This is a genomic window from Shewanella marisflavi (genome assembly GCF_002215585.1).
GTDB classification, from domain to species: Bacteria; Pseudomonadota; Gammaproteobacteria; order Enterobacterales; family Shewanellaceae; genus Shewanella; species Shewanella marisflavi.
Genome location: NZ_CP022272.1, coordinates 3,598,745 through 3,616,201, shown reverse-complemented (window position 1 = coordinate 3,616,201; position 17,457 = coordinate 3,598,745). Strand labels below are relative to the sequence as shown.

At 50.8% G+C, this 17,457-nt stretch carries 17 protein-coding genes; 6 read left to right on the top strand and 11 right to left on the bottom strand.

What is annotated here, in order from left to right:
* Positions 1-7: 7 nt before the first annotated feature.
* A complete protein-coding gene (locus CFF01_RS15910) occupies positions 8-709 on the bottom strand; it encodes a DUF998 domain-containing protein (protein ID WP_088905452.1) in 702 nt (233 codons plus the stop codon).
* A 237-nt stretch (positions 710-946) separates the two neighbouring features.
* Positions 947-2,287: a Na+/H+ antiporter NhaC family protein gene (locus CFF01_RS15905; protein ID WP_033537815.1), complete on the bottom strand. Its 1,341-nt coding sequence runs from the start codon at positions 2,285-2,287 to the stop codon at positions 947-949.
* A 364-nt stretch (positions 2,288-2,651) separates the two neighbouring features.
* Between CFF01_RS15905 and CFF01_RS15900 the strand changes: the two genes are divergently transcribed.
* Entirely contained in the window at positions 2,652-3,176 is a 525-nt protein-coding gene (locus CFF01_RS15900; protein ID WP_088905451.1) for a DUF3087 family protein, read from the top strand.
* A 14-nt stretch (positions 3,177-3,190) separates the two neighbouring features.
* On the opposite strand, the gene CFF01_RS15895 is transcribed toward CFF01_RS15900, so the two are convergent.
* Positions 3,191-4,129, bottom strand: a complete 939-nt coding sequence (locus CFF01_RS15895; RefSeq protein WP_033537817.1) for a LysR family transcriptional regulator — start codon at positions 4,127-4,129, stop codon at positions 3,191-3,193.
* A gap of 131 nt (positions 4,130-4,260) precedes the next feature.
* Here CFF01_RS15895 and CFF01_RS15890 point away from each other — a divergent pair, with 131 nt between their 5' ends.
* The 3 genes from CFF01_RS15890 to lgt all read left to right on the top strand — a co-directional run bounded on the left by CFF01_RS15890 (position 4,261) and on the right by lgt (position 7,986).
* Positions 4,261-5,718 (top strand): NAD-dependent succinate-semialdehyde dehydrogenase, encoded by a 1,458-nt coding sequence (locus CFF01_RS15890; RefSeq protein ID WP_088905450.1) that lies wholly within the window; start codon positions 4,261-4,263, stop codon positions 5,716-5,718.
* Positions 5,719-5,735: 17 nt separating this feature from the next.
* Positions 5,736-7,016: a 4-aminobutyrate--2-oxoglutarate transaminase gene (gene gabT / locus CFF01_RS15885; protein WP_088905449.1), complete on the top strand. Its 1,281-nt coding sequence runs from the start codon at positions 5,736-5,738 to the stop codon at positions 7,014-7,016.
* Positions 7,017-7,194: 178 nt separating this feature from the next.
* Positions 7,195-7,986 carry a prolipoprotein diacylglyceryl transferase gene (lgt, locus tag CFF01_RS15880; protein WP_088905448.1) on the top strand — a complete coding sequence of 264 codons (792 nt, stop codon included), beginning with the start codon at positions 7,195-7,197 and terminating at the stop codon, positions 7,984-7,986.
* An 89-nt stretch (positions 7,987-8,075) separates the two neighbouring features.
* On the opposite strand, the gene CFF01_RS15875 is transcribed toward lgt, so the two are convergent.
* From CFF01_RS15875 to CFF01_RS15860, 4 genes are all read right to left on the bottom strand, one after another.
* Entirely contained in the window at positions 8,076-8,792 is a 717-nt protein-coding gene (locus CFF01_RS15875) for an oxidative stress defense protein (RefSeq protein WP_088905447.1), read from the bottom strand.
* A 375-nt stretch (positions 8,793-9,167) separates the two neighbouring features.
* Positions 9,168-9,413 (bottom strand): hypothetical protein, encoded by a 246-nt coding sequence (locus CFF01_RS15870; RefSeq protein ID WP_052125459.1) that lies wholly within the window; start codon positions 9,411-9,413, stop codon positions 9,168-9,170.
* A 486-nt stretch (positions 9,414-9,899) separates the two neighbouring features.
* Positions 9,900-10,799 (bottom strand): 23S rRNA pseudouridine(2604) synthase RluF, encoded by a 900-nt coding sequence (rluF, locus tag CFF01_RS15865; RefSeq protein WP_033537822.1) that lies wholly within the window; start codon positions 10,797-10,799, stop codon positions 9,900-9,902.
* A 162-nt stretch (positions 10,800-10,961) separates the two neighbouring features.
* The gene (locus CFF01_RS15860) at positions 10,962-11,930 is read right to left on the bottom strand and encodes a sensor domain-containing diguanylate cyclase (RefSeq protein ID WP_088905446.1); all 969 of its coding nucleotides are present in this window, start codon (positions 11,928-11,930) and stop codon (positions 10,962-10,964) included.
* Between the two features lie 425 nt (positions 11,931-12,355).
* On the opposite strand from CFF01_RS15860, the gene CFF01_RS15855 reads away from it, so the two are divergent.
* Positions 12,356-13,372: a glucosaminidase domain-containing protein gene (locus tag CFF01_RS15855; protein ID WP_088905445.1), complete on the top strand. Its 1,017-nt coding sequence runs from the start codon at positions 12,356-12,358 to the stop codon at positions 13,370-13,372.
* A 3-nt stretch (positions 13,373-13,375) separates the two neighbouring features.
* Here the strand turns inward: CFF01_RS15855 and nrfD are convergent, their stop codons facing one another.
* The 4 genes from nrfD to CFF01_RS15835 all read right to left on the bottom strand — a co-directional run bounded on the left by nrfD (position 13,376) and on the right by CFF01_RS15835 (position 16,006).
* Entirely contained in the window at positions 13,376-14,317 is a 942-nt protein-coding gene (gene nrfD / locus CFF01_RS15850) for a cytochrome c nitrite reductase subunit NrfD (protein ID WP_033537825.1), read from the bottom strand.
* Positions 14,314-15,006 (bottom strand): 4Fe-4S dicluster domain-containing protein, encoded by a 693-nt coding sequence (locus tag CFF01_RS15845; protein ID WP_088905444.1) that lies wholly within the window; start codon positions 15,004-15,006, stop codon positions 14,314-14,316. The genes nrfD and CFF01_RS15845 overlap by 4 nt, the downstream gene beginning before the upstream one ends.
* Positions 15,007-15,016: 10 nt before the next feature.
* On the bottom strand, positions 15,017-15,484 hold the full coding sequence (locus tag CFF01_RS15840) for a cytochrome c3 family protein (RefSeq protein WP_088905443.1): 468 nt from the start codon (positions 15,482-15,484) through the stop codon (positions 15,017-15,019).
* Between the two features lie 102 nt (positions 15,485-15,586).
* Positions 15,587-16,006, bottom strand: coding sequence for a DUF2726 domain-containing protein (locus CFF01_RS15835; protein WP_232479457.1), 420 nt, complete (start codon positions 16,004-16,006; stop codon positions 15,587-15,589).
* 471 nt (positions 16,007-16,477) lie between these two features.
* Between CFF01_RS15835 and CFF01_RS15830 the strand changes: the two genes are divergently transcribed.
* Positions 16,478-17,452 (top strand): LysR family transcriptional regulator, encoded by a 975-nt coding sequence (locus CFF01_RS15830; RefSeq protein WP_088905442.1) that lies wholly within the window; start codon positions 16,478-16,480, stop codon positions 17,450-17,452.
* Positions 17,453-17,457: the final 5 nt, after the last annotated feature.

Sequence of the window (17,457 nt, the reverse complement as noted above, 5' to 3'; positions counted from 1 at the left end):
GGGCTGATTAACCCTGGGCCGATAATTGGTTGGCCAGGTTGTCGTGGTAGCTGTGCAGAGCCAGTCGCTTGATCGTCAGGGCCAGGGTGACACACCAGATCATCACGAGATTGGTTTGTGCCCACATGGTAAAGGCGACCACGCATAGGGAACTATCATTATGGACGCAAGGAGCAAAGTCGAGCTGCTCCCAGTCGAGCATGAGTGCCAAGCCCGTTGCCGACAGCAATCCCAAACTGCTGACTAGCAAGAGAGGGGTTGAGCACAGGGATTTATGATTAACCCTAGCTGAGATTGTCAGAAAGTAGAGCAATATGGTGGCTAACAGGAAAATGGTCGAAAACAACCTGTGTTCTTTCAGGTAGTTGATAGGGTAGATACCGATTAAGATGATGGTGATACCGACCACAAAGCCTGCGATGGCAATATAGTTGCCAAAATGGCCCAGCTTGAGTTGTCGCAAGCCGTACATAGAGAGCAAGATGCAGGAACCTGCCAAGATCAGCCCCATGTTGAAGATGTATGCCAGCGGTGACTCGGAGTAGTTACCTAAAAAATCGGGTCGCTGATTAAATGCCTCTATGCCAATAAGCTGAAATTGGGCAAACAGTGAGATAGAGATCCCCAGGGCAGAGATGAGCGCCCCGGCTAAGATGGTAAAGACCACCATGCGTTGCAGATCATAATTAATGGGTTGGTGTAGGGCCATTGTTATGCCATTTATTGTTATTTTAAATATAAAAAAGGAGCACCTCAGTACTCCTTTCTGTTTTGACCTTAGGGCTAAGTAATAGCGCTTAACCATTTCGAGCCGGTCAACAATTATCTCCCTATGGCCACAGTTTAAGTGAAAGCCCCACTTTGTGAAACTGCTAAGGTGAAGATAGTCACCTTTTGAAGCGGCACTCAGGGTTGCCACTTTGCTTAGTGACTACTTAGTAACAACTTAGTGACGACGCCTCAGAATAACGATAGCCACTGCCACTATAGCCAAAATCATACAGTACCAGGCATGGGCGACAGCCTGCAGTGGACTAAGGCTAAAGATTGAAGCGACTAAGAGCGCCTGGGCACCGTAGGGGATAAGCCCCTGAATGATGCAGGAAAAGATATCTAAGATACTGGCGGCGCGCTTAGGAGTCACCTGATGTTTTTGAGCCAGATCTTTGGCGATATCGCCAGTAACCACGATAGATACCGTATTGTTGGCGACACAAGTGTTGGTCAGGGCCACGATACCCGCCATACCCAGTTCAGAGGCTCGGGTAGAGGCTTCGCCTTTGGCACTTGAAAAGCGAACGATCAGCTTCTCAATCTGTTTACTGACAAAAGCCAGTCCACCCTGCTGCTGCATCAGGGCTGCAAGGCCGCCGACCAGCATAGAGAGGATGAAGATCTCCTGCATGTTGGTAAAGCCGGCGTAGATATCTTGGCCAAACTGGATTGGGCCATAATCTAGAGTCGCCCAACCTGTGACGCCAGCTAGCAGAATACCTACCGTGAGTACGACGAACACATTTAGCCCCGCAACTGCCAACACTAAGATGGTGAGGTAGGGGATAACTTTAATAAAGTCTATCTGTTGTGGCGCGACTTCGGCCTGCCCCTGACCCACTAAGGTAAAGACCACCAGGGTGATCAGCGAGGCTGGAATGGCGAAGATTAGGTTTTCTCTGAATTTGTCTTTCATTTCGCAGCCCTGGGTACGGGTTGCGGCAATAGTGGTGTCTGAGATGATCGATAGGTTATCACCAAAAAGGGCACCAGAGAGCACGGCACCAGCCATAATCGCAAGATCGATCTGAGCTTCTTCGGCCACGCCCAAGGCGATAGGGGCAACGGCAGCAATGGTCCCCATAGAGGTACCCATCGCAGTGGCGATGAAGGCGGCAATCACAAAGAAGCCTGGCAGCAAGAGACTAGAAGGGACTAAGGAGAGTCCTAGTGCTACGGTCGCATCGACACCGCCTGTGGCTTTAGCTACAGAGGCGAAGGCGCCCGCTAGCAGATAGATGAGGCACATGGCGATAATGTTGGAATGGCCGATGCCAGCAATAAAGGTCTCTATGCTTTGGTTAAGCTTCTGCTTGGAGATGAGCAGTGCCAGAATGATCGCGGGTAAGATGGCGACAACGCTAGGTAGCTGATAGAAAGCAAAGTCTACACCCTGGCTTTGAAAGTAAACGCCGACGCCGATAAACAGAGCCAGAAACAGAAATAGTGGCAACAAGGCAATAAAAGATGCCTTAGGTGCTGCAGTGGATTGGGCATGTGTTGGTGTAGTCAAAACTCTTCTCTCTTATCGCTAGACGTCTTACTCATAGACGTGTCGTTAAAACCGGATGTTTCCCTCTGGTTCCCATGCCCTCCTAGCTGGAACATCTCGCTAGCTGCGAAATGGATCATCTCAATAGGTGAGAGGATATGAGATCGAAAGACGTCTGTCAATTTAGACGTCTAGATGTTTTTACTGCTAAATGTTTGGTTGCTGTTAAATGCTTTAATGTATTTGTTAACAACTAAGTAGGGCTCTTGCTTAACTTGCCTAGCTTAAGTCGAGAGATCAAATTCTTTATCGTGTTAAAACTGCCACTTAGTGATGACTCATGCTAGGCTTGCGCCCATGTCTATTAGGGTGGAAATTGAGAAGAATGAAATTAATTGAGGTGAATAAGGTTCGATATCGCCAACATTTAAACCGTGTGATTGCGGTATTTATCGCCAGTTTGGCACTCTTGTCTTTGGTATTTGGCCAGCTGTTGATTGCACTTTTTGGTCATCAGGAGGTGGTGAGTGGCGAGTCGACCGGTAACCTGCACCTAAATTTTTTCGGTGTGTTGCTCGCATTTGCACTGTGCGCCGGTGGGCTGTATTCACAGCGTCATCGCGACTATTTTCGTGAGATCTATTATGTGTCACGTCTCAAGGCGTTACAAAACCGTATCTATCGAAAATATAAGGCGATAAAACAGGCGAGCGAGGCTAATGATCCCTCTGCGCTCACCCTATTACTCTTCTATTTTACCAGCCAGAAGCTGGTCTATCTGTTGGATGACAATACCCTGACTCTTAACGAGGTCGATAAGGAGCTTGATGACATTAAGCAGCGTATCGAAACCTCGGGGCTAGAGATTACAGTGCAAGATTTCAATGAGTCGCTGCTGGAGAAGTTTTAGCCCATCTATTCGCCCTAGCCTCGTTGCCCATCCAGGCCAAATACCTCATTGAAGGCCTGGGTGAGTAGCTCTACCTTGGCGCTCTCACGTGCCGACTGCTTAACGACCATCGACAGATTAAATCGATAACTGGCCGCCTCGCCATGAATGATCTTTATCTGTTTGGTCTTTAGTTCTTGTTGGATATAACTCAGGGGCAGATAACCTATATAGCATCCCGATAAAATTAAGGTTTTACGAGTATCAAACTGATACGCTTTGGCCGATAGGTTTAGCCGCTTTAACTGCTCTCTGCCTTCGGGGTCGATATCTACCCCAGGATGGATAGAGGGGGTCTTGGCCAGCATTTCGGCGCTGATCTCCTCGTCGCTGAGGTGGAAGTAGGGATGCTTGGCGCTGCAACAGAGGTATATTGGCTCGCTGAAGATGGTTTGGTAGTTGAGTCCCTGGATCTGTTGATAGCTGGGTAACAAGCCTACGTGGGCCTTATCCTGTAGCAGGGATTTTTCTATCTGGTGCAGCGCCTCGCCGTCTAAAATCAGATGTAGCTGGGGTTGACGCTCATGAATGTAGGCGATCACCTCGGCGAGTTTCTGTTGCATGCCATGGTCTAATTGGTCGGCGCAAAGGATCACCAGTTCGCCGATTAACTCCTCGCCTAAATTATTAACAAACATAGAAAAGTCGTTGAGGGAATCGAAGAGTTCGATACAGGCATGATACACAGCTTGCCCCGCCTCCGTGAGGGCGAAACCACCTCGTCCCCGGCTACAGAGCTTAAGCTTCATGCGACTCTCGAGGTTAGACATATGTACGCTGATGGTGGAGCGGGTGACTCCGAGTTCGTTCTCTGCAGCGGCAAAGCCACCGTGCTCGACAACAGTGCGAAAGATACGTAGCAGACGCAGATCGTACTCGGTAATGGCTTTGGGGATGATGGACTGTTTGCTCATAAGTTTTACAGCCTTAAAACTTTGCGTTGAATATTTGGTATTTAACCTGAGTTACTTTTGCTATTCAATAGGGAAATGAGCGCTTATCGGCTTACCCTTTTCGATTCGGACTATTTACGCAGGAAATTGTTATGCAGGGAATTAAAGATACTCAGTTAATCAAGCTCGCCTCTTATATTGATGGCCAATGGAGATCGAGTGACCAGCAGTTCGACGTGGTGAACCCGGCCACTCAGCAAGTGATCGCCCAGGTGAGCGATGCTAGCTGCCAAGATACCGAGGCCGCTATTCTGGCTGCCAAGCGGGCATTGCCGGACTGGTCTAAACGTTCGGCTAACGAGCGCGCCGCCTTGATGCGTAAATGGTTCAACCTGATGATGGAGCATCAAGAAGATCTGGGTCGCCTGTTAACGCTGGAGCAGGGTAAGCCACTGGCTGAGGCTAAGGGGGAGATCGCCTATGGCGCCGCCTTTATCGACTGGTTTGCCGAGGAGGGCAAGCGTGTCTACGGCGATACCATTCCGGCTCCTGCCAATGACAAGCGTATCTTAGTGCTGAAACAGCCTGTGGGCGTGGTGGCTTCTATTACACCCTGGAATTTCCCGAACGCCATGATCGCCCGTAAGGCGGCAGCAGCGCTCGGGGCTGGCTGTACCTTTGTGGCGCGTCCGTCACCGCTCACCCCTTTGTCTGCTTTGGCGATGGCCGAGCTGGCCGAGCGTGCGGGTATCCCTGCCGGGGTATTTAACATTGTTGTGGGTGAAGATGCAGTGGGCATGGGCAAGGTGCTGACTCAGCATCCCGATGTGGCCAAGTTTACCTTCACCGGCTCTACTGCCGTGGGCAAGATCTTGCTGGCTCAGTGCGCGACCAGCGTGAAGAAGGTCTCCATGGAGCTGGGGGGCAATGCGCCCTTTATCGTGTTTGATGATGCCGACATCGACGCCGCGGTGCAGGGCGCCTTGATCTCCAAGTATCGCAACGCGGGGCAAACCTGTGTCTGTACCAACCGTATCTTTGTGCAGAAAGGGATCGAGCGGGTCTTTACCGAAAAGTTCACCGCCGCGGTGGCGAACCTCAAGGTGGGCGATGGCCTGGGTGATGGCGTGACCGTTGGCCCTATGATCTCCAAAGATGCTGTGCAAAACGTGCTTAAGCTGGTGGATGACACCCTGGCCAGTGGCGCGAGCCTGGTCACAGGCGGTCAGCCAAGTGAACTGGGTGAAAGCTTCCTGTCGCCGGTTATCGTCACCAATGTGACTAACGAGATGCCTTTGGCCCGTAACGAGATCTTTGGTCCTGTGACGCCTATCATCAGCTTCGATAGTGAGGAGGAGGTACTCGCCATGGCCAACGATACTGAGTATGGCCTGGCCGCCTATTTCTATGCCCGTGATATCGGCCGTATCTTCCGCGTCGCCGAGGGGCTGGAATATGGCATGGTCGGGGTCAACGAGGGGATCATCTCTAATGCCGCCGCGCCTTTTGGCGGGGTGAAGCAATCGGGTAACGGTCGCGAAGGCTCTAAGTATGGCCTGGACGATTATTTAGAAATTAAGTACCTGTGCCTTGGTGGCCTGGATAAGTAAGCATAAGGATTGAGACAATGAGTAACGCAGAATTACAGGCGCGTAAGACACAGGCTATCGCCAGAGGACAGGGCAATGCCTATCCCGTCTATGTGGAGCGAGCATCAAACGCCGAGCTATGGGATGTCGAGGGGAAGCGCTATATCGACTTCGGTACTGGGATCGCCGTGTGTAATACGGGCCACAGTCATCCTAAAGTGGTGGCGGCGGTCAAGGCGCAGCTGGATAACTTTAGCCATACCTGTGTCATGGTCAACCCTTATGAGTCGGCGGTAGCGCTGGCGGAGCAGCTTAATCAGTTAGCCCCAGGAGACAGCCAGAAGAAGACTATCTTTGTCACCACGGGCGCCGAGGCGGTGGAAAACTGTATCAAGATCGCCAGGGCCCACACCGGGCGTCGCGGTGTTATCGCCTTCAATGGTGGCTTTCATGGCCGCACTAACCTGACCATGGCGCTGACGGGCAAGATCACGCCCTATAAGCATCAATTTGGCCCCTTTGCCGGCGATATCTTCCACGCGCCTTATCCTATGGCGCTGCATGGCGTAAGCGTTAAAGACTCCCTCAAGGCGATAGAGAACCTGTTTAAGGTGGATATTGCCCCTTGCGATGTGGCAGCCATCATTGTCGAGCCAGTGCAGGGCGAGGGTGGATTCTATGCGGCGCCACCTGAGTTTTTACAGGCGCTCAGAGCCTTGTGTGACAAGCACGGTATCGTGCTGGTGATGGATGAGATCCAGACTGGTTTTGGCCGTACTGGCAAGATGTTTAGCTGCGAGCACGCAGGTGTCGAGCCAGATCTGATGACTATGGCCAAAGGGATCGCTGGTGGCTTTCCACTGGCGGCCGTGGTCGGTAAGAGCGAGATCATGGACGCGCCGCTGCCGGGCGGTCTGGGCGGCACCTATGGCGGCTCGCCGGTAGGCTGTGTGGCGGCGCTGGCGGTACTTGAGGTGATGAAAGAGGAGCAGCTGGTAGAGCGTGCGGTCAAGATAGGCGACACCTTTAATCAGGCGCTATGTGCCCTCAAGGAGCAATATCCTCAGATCATTGGCGAGGTGCGTAACCAAGGGGCGATGATCGCCATGGAGTTGGTGATCGACGGTGACAGTGAACAGCCAAATACTGCCTTGACCCAGGCGATTATCGCCAATGCCGCCGAGCATGGGCTGGTGCTACTGGCCTGTGGTTTCTACGGTAACGTGATCCGTTTCCTGCCGGCGCTCACCATTAGCGATGAGGTGATGGCCGAGGGGCTTGCTAAGTTCAACACTCTATTTGCCTCTCTGGCGGATTAAGCTAGCAAGCGACAAGCCTATTGATGCAAAGCCTGCACCCTATGGTGCAGGCTTTTTTGTGTCGGTGTGCTGAAAATTGCCTCAAGACCTTGAATAAGCAAGTCGAAGCGCGTAAAACTGCCTGTCAGCAGAGATGTTTCATTAGGCCTGTCGGCCTCAAGCTAGGGAGCTTAGGTTTTTGGATCACTTTATTTGGAATATGGACCCAGTGATGGTCTCTTTCATGGGGCTAACCATACACTGGTACGGCGTGTTATTTGCCACGGCGATCGCCAGTGGTTTTCAGGTGATTAAGCATATTTATGTCCGTGAAGGACTCGATGTGGAGTCACTGGATAATCTTTTGATTTATTGCGTGGTGGGCATAGTGCTCGGTGCGCGCTTAGGACATGTTCTGTTTTATGATCCTGGATACTATTTTGCCCATCCGGCAAAGATCCTGGCGATCTGGGAAGGCGGACTGGCGAGCCACGGTGGTACTGTGGGCGTGGTGCTGGCCATGTACTACTACAAGCTTAAAGTGAAGCTTCCGTTTCTTTTCCTGCTTGATCGTTTGGCGATCGCAACCGGCATTTTCTGTGTCTTCGTCCGTTTAGGTAATCTGGCTAACTCAGAGATTCTCGGCGTCGCAACCGACAAGCCTTGGGGGATCATCTTTGAGCGAATCGATATGGTGCCGCGCCATCCTGCGCAGTTATATGAGGCCTTAGCTTATCTGGTTATCTTTATCACCCTGTGGCTGCTCTATCGTTATACCGAGATGAAACGCAGAGAGGGGGCGCTGGTAGGTTTGTTCCTGGCCTTAGTGTTTGGGGCGCGTTACCTGATAGAGTTTGTCAAAGTGCGCCAGGCTGAGTTTGCACTGGATTGGAGCCTCAGCGTGGGTCAGATGCTCAGTGTGCCCTTTGTGTTAGCTGGATTAGCTTTGTTGGTGATGGCCTATTTAAGGCCCCCTCGAGATTTACGCTAGCATCAAGTCAAACAAAGGCTCAACTTAGGTTGGGCCTTTGTTGCTTTTGTACTTTACTAAGGGCCAAGAGATATTTAGGCTAAGGCCGATCACTTGAGGCGGTAGATCACCTCGACGCGATCGCTGATGCTGGTTTGTGCCTCTTGATAGCTCTCGCCTATGTCTCCTTGGGCCGCGGCGTTCATCTTATACACCATGGGGCGCACAGAGCCTTGTGCCTGATAGCGTATCTCCCAGATACCATCCAGATGCTCGCCAAATCCCTCTGCCAATGCTGCGGCTTTCTGCTGGGCATCCTTGATCGCCATCAGTCTGGCCTGCTCTATCATCTGCGCCTCTTTACTGGACTTGAAGTTGATCTGATGAATACGGTTAATCCCTTCATTGAGCGCCGTGTCCAGCAACTCGTTGAGTTGGTCTAATGCTCTTAGGGTGACAGTCACCTGACGACTGGCGCGATAACCAATCTCCTTGTTGGTGCGGGTCTCAGGATCGTACAGGTGTTGTGGTTGCAGGTTAAGGTTGGCGCTCTGAATATCGCCCCGGGCGATGCCAGCCTTGGACAAACGGTTTAGAAATTCGCTAACCGCTTTGTCAGAACCCGCTTTGGCTTTCGCTGGGGTATCAGCCTTAGTGACTACCTCGACGGTAAGTTCAGCCATATCGGCCTTGACCACTAGTTCACTGGTGCCCACGGTTTCGATATGGGGAAAGTTAAGTTCCACCGCGGCTGCGTCAGGCAAGGTAAGCAGGCTGGTAGTGAAAACCAGTGAACTAAATAGTGTCGCAATCAGGGTCTTTTTCATCGAATACTCCAAACGTCAAAATAGATAGAAATCAGTAGATAGAAATCCGTTGTTTGAACTTATAGACGATGCTGAATCTAAAAGGGGTTAAAAATTTTTATTTAAGGCGTGGCTGGATCCCAAAAGAAAAAACCTGATGATTGAGCATCCTGCCAATCACCAGGCGAAAAGCGCCTTTGGGGGAGCGCTAGAGGTGCCACCTGTAAAACACCTCTTTTAAATGGTTTTGCGATTCTGGCCCGTCGTTAGGTCTCTGGCCCTCGACTTAGGCTATTATTTATGCTGCCCTCTAACCTAAAATCGCATGCTTCCTGCAGACCACTTATTCTATTTCCATTTTGTTTTACAGCCTTCCCTAGCCCTTGGCGAATCGATTTATCCCTGGATAAGCTTCAGCTCACGCATGAGTTGATTAAGTTGCAAAGTTAACTTGTCTATTTCGGCGCGCAGTACGCCGACACGTCCACCCTGTTGCTCACTCTGTCTGACGAGTTGATAAACTGTCTTGGTGGAAACGCCAAATTGTTTGGCGACCTCAGAGAGCAGGCAATTGTTCATTTTCACTTCGGTGACGATGCGCTCTGCCATCTTTGGTGTGATACTTTTCGCTACTGTACTCATCTGCGACTCCTTATTGATGAATTTGGGGGAAAGCGGTTGTCTGATTAGTCGACATCCCACTGGCTAACGCCGAGGTGGAAGAGGAATTGCCACTCATCAAATAGGCTGACCGTTTTTAACCAAGGTTTCATCTTCTGCTCCTTATGGACGGGTCTTTGTCTCACCGCACTGCTGGTAAAACTGCCCTGCCCAATGACTACCTATTAAGTAGTATGTAAGTTCCGTGCCAACTTTTTGTTATTTAATCAAGTGTATGATATTTAATGTTATTTTGTTATTTGCATTATTACTGGAAGATGTGATCTGGCGCACGGGGCTCACCAACTTGGTGCCTGCGTGGCTGACTTTGGTGCAGTGACGGCGAGTTGAGGCAATAGCCTTTGAGGTGAAGAGGTTGGTCGTTTAACTGAGGTGATTTACTGCTTAAATCACAAGGCAGCCTTTAGGCTGCCTTGTGATTGGGGTTAGCGTTTGGGGTGATTGGGGTTAGCGTTTGGGGCGTCTGGCATTGGGTTTACCGCGACTGGTGCCAGCAGGTTTTTTCTTGCGGCCGCCATGGTTTTGCATAAAGTGCTCAGGCCCTTCAATTTTTTCGCGTAACGATTGGTTGGGCTTTTTCTTGGCTGGCTTCTTGTTTGTCTTGGCCTTGGTGGTTTTCTTGTCTTCTGACGAGGAGTTTTCGATGAGCTTAAACAGGGTTGCTAGCTCCTCTTCGTCAAGATCGCGCCATTCGCCTATGGGGAGTCCCTTGAGCGACACATTCATGATGCTCTGACGCTCTAGTTTGGTCACTTCAAAATTGAAGTGTTCACACATACGACGGATCTGGCGGTTAAGGCCTTGCACCAAGACTATTTTAAATACAAAAGTGGAAACTTGTTCGACCTTACACTTCTTGGTGATAACACCAAGCATAGGTACACCCGCGCGCATACCGGTAAGAAAAGCCTCGGTGATCGGCTTATTGACCGTGACTAAATACTCTTTGTCGTGGTTGTTGCCTGCGCGCAATATCTTGTTGACCAGATCGCCGTTGTTGGTGAGGAAGATAAGGCCTTGAGAGTCTTTATCCAGGCGGCCGATAGGGAAGATGCGTTCACTGTGATTGACGAAGTCTACAATATTATCGCGTTCGCTGGCTTCGGTGGTACTCACGATACCAACGGGTTTGTTGAGGGCAATAAAGACCAGATCGGCGGCATCTCTGGGTTCGATATCTCGGCCGTTAACTTTCACCTTATCACCATAGCTGACGGTGTCACCAATCTTGGCACGCTTGCCATTAATGAAAACATTGCCCTGTTCGATATAGCGATCAGCCTCTCGACGTGAACAGATGCCACTCTCACTGATGTATTTATTAAGACGGGTTTCAAGTTCGCTCACAGTGGCTTCCTTTAATCGTGGGTCAATGGCGTGATTGACATATCGCTTGGCGCACTCGTTCGCTGTCGCGCGGAAAATTTGGGCTGGATGCTATCACAATTTAGGCTAGGTTTCAGTGTAGGCGATTAAGAATATCTGACCCTATTGCACAAGGGTTGTCGCTTATTCGGCTCGCCAGAATTGGTAGTCGTGCTTGCCCTGGGCCTTAACTTTATACATGGCGGCATCGGCCAGTTCGCAGGCGCTGGCAAAGTCATCGCTTGGGGCGAAGCAGTAGATACCTATGCTAAGACCAAGTTTTATCTCGGTATTTTCTAAGATGATCGGCTGGCGGTAGACATCAAGCAGTGCTTGGGCTCGATCGGCGAGTAAGGAAAGATCCTGGCTTGGATGTAAGATCAAAAACTCATCACCGCCTAAGCGGGCAATATGGGCCTGAGTGCCGATCACACCTTTGAGAGTATTGGCCACATGGATCAACAGCAGGTCGCCAAACTTGTGCCCCAGCTTATCATTCAGCTCTTTAAAGCCGTCGAGGTCGATGAAGAACAGGCTGCCTTGAGTGTGTTGGTATTGCTGCTCGAAGGCCTGGGTGATCGCCTGACGATTGCTTAGATTGGTGAGGGGATCGCAATGGGCCAGCTCAGATAGCTCCTGCTCATAGCGTTTCTCCTGGGTGATATCCATGTGAGTGCCCATCATGCGCAGCGGCGTGCCATCGGCCTTACGCTCGACGATACGGCCACGATCTGATACCCAGGTAACAGAGCCGTCTTTGTGGATCATGCGGTGCACCGCCTGATAGTAATCAGACTTGCCTGCAACATGATCCTCGAAGGCTTTGATCACCCACTCCTTGTCATCCGGATGCAGGTTCTGTTTCCAGCTATCCACATGGGCCGCCAACTCTTCTCGGCTAAAACCCAGCAATTCACCCCAACGCATATTAAATATGGTCAGGTTGCCGCTGGGAATATGCTGCTCCCACAGGCAGAGGCGGTTGCCGTCCAGTGCCGCGAAGAGTTTTTCTTCGGCGCGATCGTTGAGTAGTTTAAGCTTGGCATTCTCGCGCTTAAGCGCCGCAATTTCGGCTTCCAGTTGGCTAATGGATGGCTGCTCATTCGGCTCCATCTGGGGAGATCTCCTTTACATTTATCAGGCATAAGTTAACCACTATTGGGTACTGAAACAACTGTCTAAACAACATGGTACATTTTGCTACCTTTGTTGCGCGCTAAGGGGGGAGCGAGATGGGGCTTGGCTTGCCAAAGGTTTGGCATCAGTGGGGATTGTGGTTTTAATTGCGCTTTGACTTAACTTATTACCTCTTAAGCAAAAAATGACTGCTGGGTGGCTGGTTTTTCCTTGGTTAACCATAAGAATGGGTCGAGCGCTGTGGCATTTGGTCTTTAATTTTCCTATTTACGATAATCGGCTTGCAGCGAAGTATTGCCGTCGAAATGCTGGCTTAGAGACTCTGGCCCAAGGATAGACTAGAGTAGGGAGTAGATGTGAGGCGACTGTCGCCTATCCTTTTATGTGCCTGAGGAGACGCTATGTCCATTGCTAGCCGCCCCCAAAAAATAACCCAGCCTATATTATTTATCTTCACCTCTATGATTATGGTGTGGGCCTTATGGTATCGCCCAGTCGCGGCCAAAGAGCTTGCTACTCAAGTGGATAGTCAGCAGGCCCAAACCAGCTTTACGACAGTGTCTAAGACGCGGCCAACCAAGACGCCTGAGGATGTGGAGATTGACTCGCTTGATGAGCTCATGGAGCTGTTTGATCGCTTGGACTATAACGATGCCAGCTGGCGGGCGGGTAAACGTGAGGTGCCCAGGCTCACCTTTAAGGCTGTCAGTGAGCGATGGCAGCAAACCTCATCGCAGATCCCGGTTCAGCTTAAGAAGAAAGTCTTCTTCCGGCTGATGGCGCCGTTGATCTTAGTGGCTAATGAGCAGATCTTATTGGAACGACAAACCATTGCGTTGGCGGCGCTGGATGACCCAGAGCTACTGACCCTGGCGCGTAAATATCGCTTAGCCGATGACACAGTTACTCAGCTTAGTGAGCAGGAGCGTCAACAACTGCTGGTTAGGGTGGATATTATGCCGCCCTCCTTGGTGCTTGCGCAGGCAGCAAAAGAGAGTGGCTGGGCCACTTCACGCTTTACCGTCGAGGGTAACGCCTTCTTCGGTCAGTGGGATTTTAGCGGTAAGGGAATGAAGCCAAAGGAACAACGTAAGGAGCTGGGCAACTATGGCCTGGCCCGCTTTGATACGCCATTGGCCTCGGTAGAGGGCTATCTGCTAAACCTTAATACTCACGATGCTTATCAAAAGTTACGGGCACTGAGAGCGGAGCTAAGGGCTGGCAATAAGCCGATTTCTGGTTTGGTGCTGGCCGGAACCCTGGACAAGTATTCAGAGCGGGGGCAGGACTATATCGATGGTATTCGCGAGATGATCCGCTATAACAACTTGGATCAGGTGGATGAGGCTTACTTAAGTGACGGGGCGCCGCTGCAGCTTATCAGTAGCAAGGACGCCCCTCGAGTGAGTGGCCAGTAAGGATTAGACTCCCGTCATCTGGCCGGTATAGAGGATAAAGTTGCGCAGCAAGAACACCCCTATCAAACTGAAGCTGGCGGTTACCGCCACATAGGCAAATTTACGATCCGCCGATACCTTCATCCACAGGTTGAAGGCCAGCGGCAGGGTTAGGCCGATTCCTATCACCCCGGCCCAGAATATCCAGCCCCAGAAGCCAAAGCCTAATGCGTTGATTGCCGCGACCTGGCTCTGACCGCCCGAGAGGATTAAGCCGGCAAAGAAGGTAAACAGCAGGCCTATCTCGACTAAGATCAGCGGGATCTCTATGCCGTGAATAAAGCGCACCTCGACCCCATTGGGGTTGCCTCTGAGTAGCACGCCGCCCAGTAGGGTCGCCGCCGCACCAGAAGAGAGACCTGAGACCAAAAACAGCAAGGGCAATACCGGGTTATTCAGCAGCGGGAAGCCGATTAACGCCGACAGTAAAAAGCCTGTGTAGGCGCCCAAGGAGATGGCGAGGATCACCAAGATACCTGTAATCGCCGCCTCTTGGCGCACCAGCCAGGTCAAGAGTTTATTGGCAAGGCTAAACCTCTGTCCAAGCAGCAGGGAGATCCTGCGCTGGAATACGCAGGCGATCCAGGCAAACAGTACCAGCTGGTAAGCCATCAGCACCAGCACGCCCATGGACATCACAGAGGTGGTGTTGTAGAACACCAATATCTTCCAAAAGTCCAAGGGGCGGGTGAGATCGAACACTAAGATCCCCAAGCCGCCAAATACAGCTAGCGGGGCAATGATGGCCGCCGCCTGTACAAAGGGCGAATGCCAGGCCTCATGGGCCAGCTTAAAGTGTTTCAGCATAATGGCGAAAAATACCGCCCCCGCAGAGAGTCCAGCCAGAAACAGGTAAATGGCGATAGGCCAATGCCATACCAGGCCTTCGAAATGAAAAGCACTCATAGCATTATCTCCCCATCTATGGTTTGAATATGAAACAGCTTAGGCCGGGTACCCAGATCCACCTTGGCGCGGTAGCTGGGTTTACGCTTAAGCAGTTTCACCAGATCCGAGTCGGGATCTTTGAGGTTGCCAAAGGTCAGAGCCTTGGTGGGGCAGGCCTCAACACAGGCGGGTTGCAAGCCCTGAGACAAGCGGCTCTGCTGACAGAAATCGCATTTGTCGGCGGTGCGGGTCTCGGGGTTGATAAACCTGACCTGATAGGGGCAGGCGGCAAGGCAATATTGGCAGCCGACGCAGCGGTCGCTATTGACCGCGACTATGCCCGTCTCCTTATCGATATAGGCGGCGCCAGTTGGGCATACTCTGACACACGGGGCGGCTTCGCAGTGCTGGCAAGAGACGCGGCTGAAGCGATAGCTTTGCTCTGGGTATTCGCCAAAGGGACCACTACGCTCTATTTTCACCCGGGTCACGCCTTCGGGAACATGATTGGCGTCGCGACAGGCATCCACGCAGGCGTTGCAGCCGATGCAGGCGTTTTCGTCATGCACCATGGCATATTTGATCTCAGGCGTCGGCTCAGTTGCCTGAGTCGAGTCAGCCTGGGGCGAGCGGGTGACGCCATAAACAGAGGCTCCCGCCAGCAAGGCGCCAACACCCTTGAGAAATTGACGTTTAGATACTTGCATCACAGGCCTCCTATTGTTTGACCTTATGGCAACTGACGCAGAGCTGACTATGTTGTTGCTTACTCAGGGACAACATAGGATCGCTTTCGGGGTGCAGTTTATGGCAGCTATCACAGCTCAGGCGATTAGCATGCACATTGTGCGTCCACTCGACCTCGCCTAGTGCCTGATGATCATGGCAGCTTAGGCAGATCCCTGTGCGTTGCTCGGCGGTTAGTGAACTCTCTGGGCCAAAGGTGTTGAGTGTCGATCCTTTTTTCGGGTGCGTGCCCTTAGGGCCGTGACAGTCTTGGCAGAGAATGGCTAGGCCTGGGCTGGCATGTATGCCCTCGAGTTTGCCATTACGTTTGTGACATTTGATGCAGCTGCGGCTTGCTTGCTCGTCGGCGGCGAAGGTGGGGGCCGACATAAGGCCGGCAAGCCCAAGTGCTAAGGCGCTGACCAGCAGCACGGCAGTGCAAGGGGTAATTCGATACATAATGCATCCTTACACCTCAGTGAGCATGAGTTCGGGCGAATGAGGAGCGCCAAGTGGTCGGTTTGACGCTCATCTAGCGGGGTTGGTATGACTGAACCTCAATCATGCGGCGAGTGCTGTGCGCAGCAGGGCTTCGTCACAATGCTTGTCTTTGTCCAGCTTGATCAACTGAACCCCTATGTAATCCAAACATTTTTCGACAAACTTCATCTGCTCGGGAGAGCTGGCTGCAGGGTCGCTCACGACGAGTTTGACTGCAGAAGATTCGTTGTCGACGACCACATAATCAAGGTGGCAGTGATCCATAAATTCCTGCACCTCATCATGGTTTTTGATTGAATCATCTATGTCGACTACATTCACCAGTGATGCCCCATATAGAATATCGTAGCGATTTGCGGCGATAGCCTTCAGGCCTTTGAGAAACTGCATAGATTCTTTGTCGAGCAAATGTGGCTTGATGCTCACGGCGGCATCGACCAACTGTGCCTCATTTGATCTAAAGAACTTAATACACGTCATGACAAAGGTCACGATGACGAGAGGACAAATGATGAACAAAACAAAGTACATAAACGCATAGCTTAAAATAACGGTAGCGGTGGTGTTCATGATAAACCTCCAAGGTTTTTTTCATTTTTAACTCTCCACTTAATTATTACGTTATGCGGGATATTTACAATAACTATTGAAATCGGATTATTAAAATTTAGGGCTGGGTCAGATACTTGTTTTTGGTTATTTCAAATTACAGATAATCAATACTTGGATATGTGTTTTTTAATTATTGGATATCTGTGTTTCTAAGCGGGTTTGGATTTAATTTTTATAAAAAATAGTGTTTTGCGAGCGTCATGTAAATGATTGAAATTTAGAAATATGATTGAGATCTATTTTATTTGTTTTATTAAGTTTTAATAAATTCATTGTCAGGGTAATTATATTTACTATACTCTGAATGGGTATATTCATTGTCGGGAGAGGTATTTTGAAATGAAAAATATGACTCTAGATAGTTTAGATATGCTTAGTGCTAATATATTAGTTAATTTGTATGAAAAGCATTCTGCCTCTTCGGTTGCTATGGAGATGAATATACCTGCGCCTAAAGTGAGTCGTTGCTTGCGACACGCCAGGATGATCTTTAACGATCCCCTCTTTATTCGGAAGAAGCATGGCCTGGAGCCCAATGAGTTTACCCGCCAGCTCTATCCCCTAGTGAAAGCCCTAGTGCAGTGTGGCGAGCAGTTGCATCAATTGGAGCTGTGCCATGGCATGGCTGCTAGTCACAACATGGTGATCTATGTGAGCGATCTGCTGATCGCTCATCTGCCCCAGCGCTTGAGTGGCGCCATCAGCGAGGCGCAGCTGCCCATCAGCTATGAGTTACGTTCTGGTTCATCCGACATTATTGAAGATCTGACTCAGGGGTTGGTGGATCTCGCGATCCTTAGCGAGTCGTCGGCCGAGGGGTTACAAGACCCGCGCCTTGAAGTTGAGCCTCTTAAGCAGTTAACCCATCTGTACCTGCTCTGCTCCCTTAATCATCCTATTTTGCATCAGGAGATCAGCCTGGATAATATCGCGGCCTATCCCTACCTGAGTGCCTTTAGCCAGATAGATAAGCAGTCGCCGGATCCTTTCCTGCGCTACTGTCGGCAGCATAAGCTGGCCTGTCATCTGGCGCCTACGGATTTGGGGCAGGAGGGCTTGGGGTTTCATCAGCTGTTTCGCTATCTCTCTGACGACAAAACAGTGAGTCTACTGCCCTATAACAAGGTGTATGAACAGAGCGATCTGCTTCCCGGTCTGCATGTTTGCTGCCTATCGGCCAATGACACTGAGCGCCTGTATCGGGTTCAAGCCTACCCCAGGCTGTATCTGCTGAGCGCCAAGCAGCATAGCTGCGCCCACCTTGACTGGTTAAAGCAAGAGATCAGGCTGTTGATCAATCAGAGCGTGCACTAGTCTTG

Coding starts and splice junctions, on each gene's coding strand:
- CFF01_RS15845 (WP_088905444.1), bottom strand. CDS start 15,006: ATGCAAGTATCTAAACGTCAATTTCTCAAGGGTGTTGGCGCCTTGCTG.
- CFF01_RS15895 (WP_033537817.1), bottom strand. CDS start 4,129: ATGAGCAAACAGTCCATCATCCCCAAAGCCATTACCGAGTACGATCTG.
- CFF01_RS15830 (WP_088905442.1), top strand. CDS start 16,478: ATGAAAAATATGACTCTAGATAGTTTAGATATGCTTAGTGCTAATATA.
- CFF01_RS15855 (WP_088905445.1), top strand. CDS start 12,356: ATGTCCATTGCTAGCCGCCCCCAAAAAATAACCCAGCCTATATTATTT.
- CFF01_RS15860 (WP_088905446.1), bottom strand. CDS start 11,930: ATGGAGCCGAATGAGCAGCCATCCATTAGCCAACTGGAAGCCGAAATT.
- CFF01_RS15910 (WP_088905452.1), bottom strand. CDS start 709: ATGGCCCTACACCAACCCATTAATTATGATCTGCAACGCATGGTGGTC.
- nrfD (WP_033537825.1), bottom strand. CDS start 14,317: ATGAGTGCTTTTCATTTCGAAGGCCTGGTATGGCATTGGCCTATCGCC.
- CFF01_RS15875 (WP_088905447.1), bottom strand. CDS start 8,792: ATGAAAAAGACCCTGATTGCGACACTATTTAGTTCACTGGTTTTCACT.
- CFF01_RS15835 (WP_232479457.1), bottom strand. CDS start 16,006: ATGACGTGTATTAAGTTCTTTAGATCAAATGAGGCACAGTTGGTCGAT.
- CFF01_RS15890 (WP_088905450.1), top strand. CDS start 4,261: ATGCAGGGAATTAAAGATACTCAGTTAATCAAGCTCGCCTCTTATATT.
- gabT (WP_088905449.1), top strand. CDS start 5,736: ATGAGTAACGCAGAATTACAGGCGCGTAAGACACAGGCTATCGCCAGA.
- CFF01_RS15870 (WP_052125459.1), bottom strand. CDS start 9,413: ATGAGTACAGTAGCGAAAAGTATCACACCAAAGATGGCAGAGCGCATC.
- CFF01_RS15840 (WP_088905443.1), bottom strand. CDS start 15,484: ATGTATCGAATTACCCCTTGCACTGCCGTGCTGCTGGTCAGCGCCTTA.
- CFF01_RS15900 (WP_088905451.1), top strand. CDS start 2,652: ATGAAATTAATTGAGGTGAATAAGGTTCGATATCGCCAACATTTAAAC.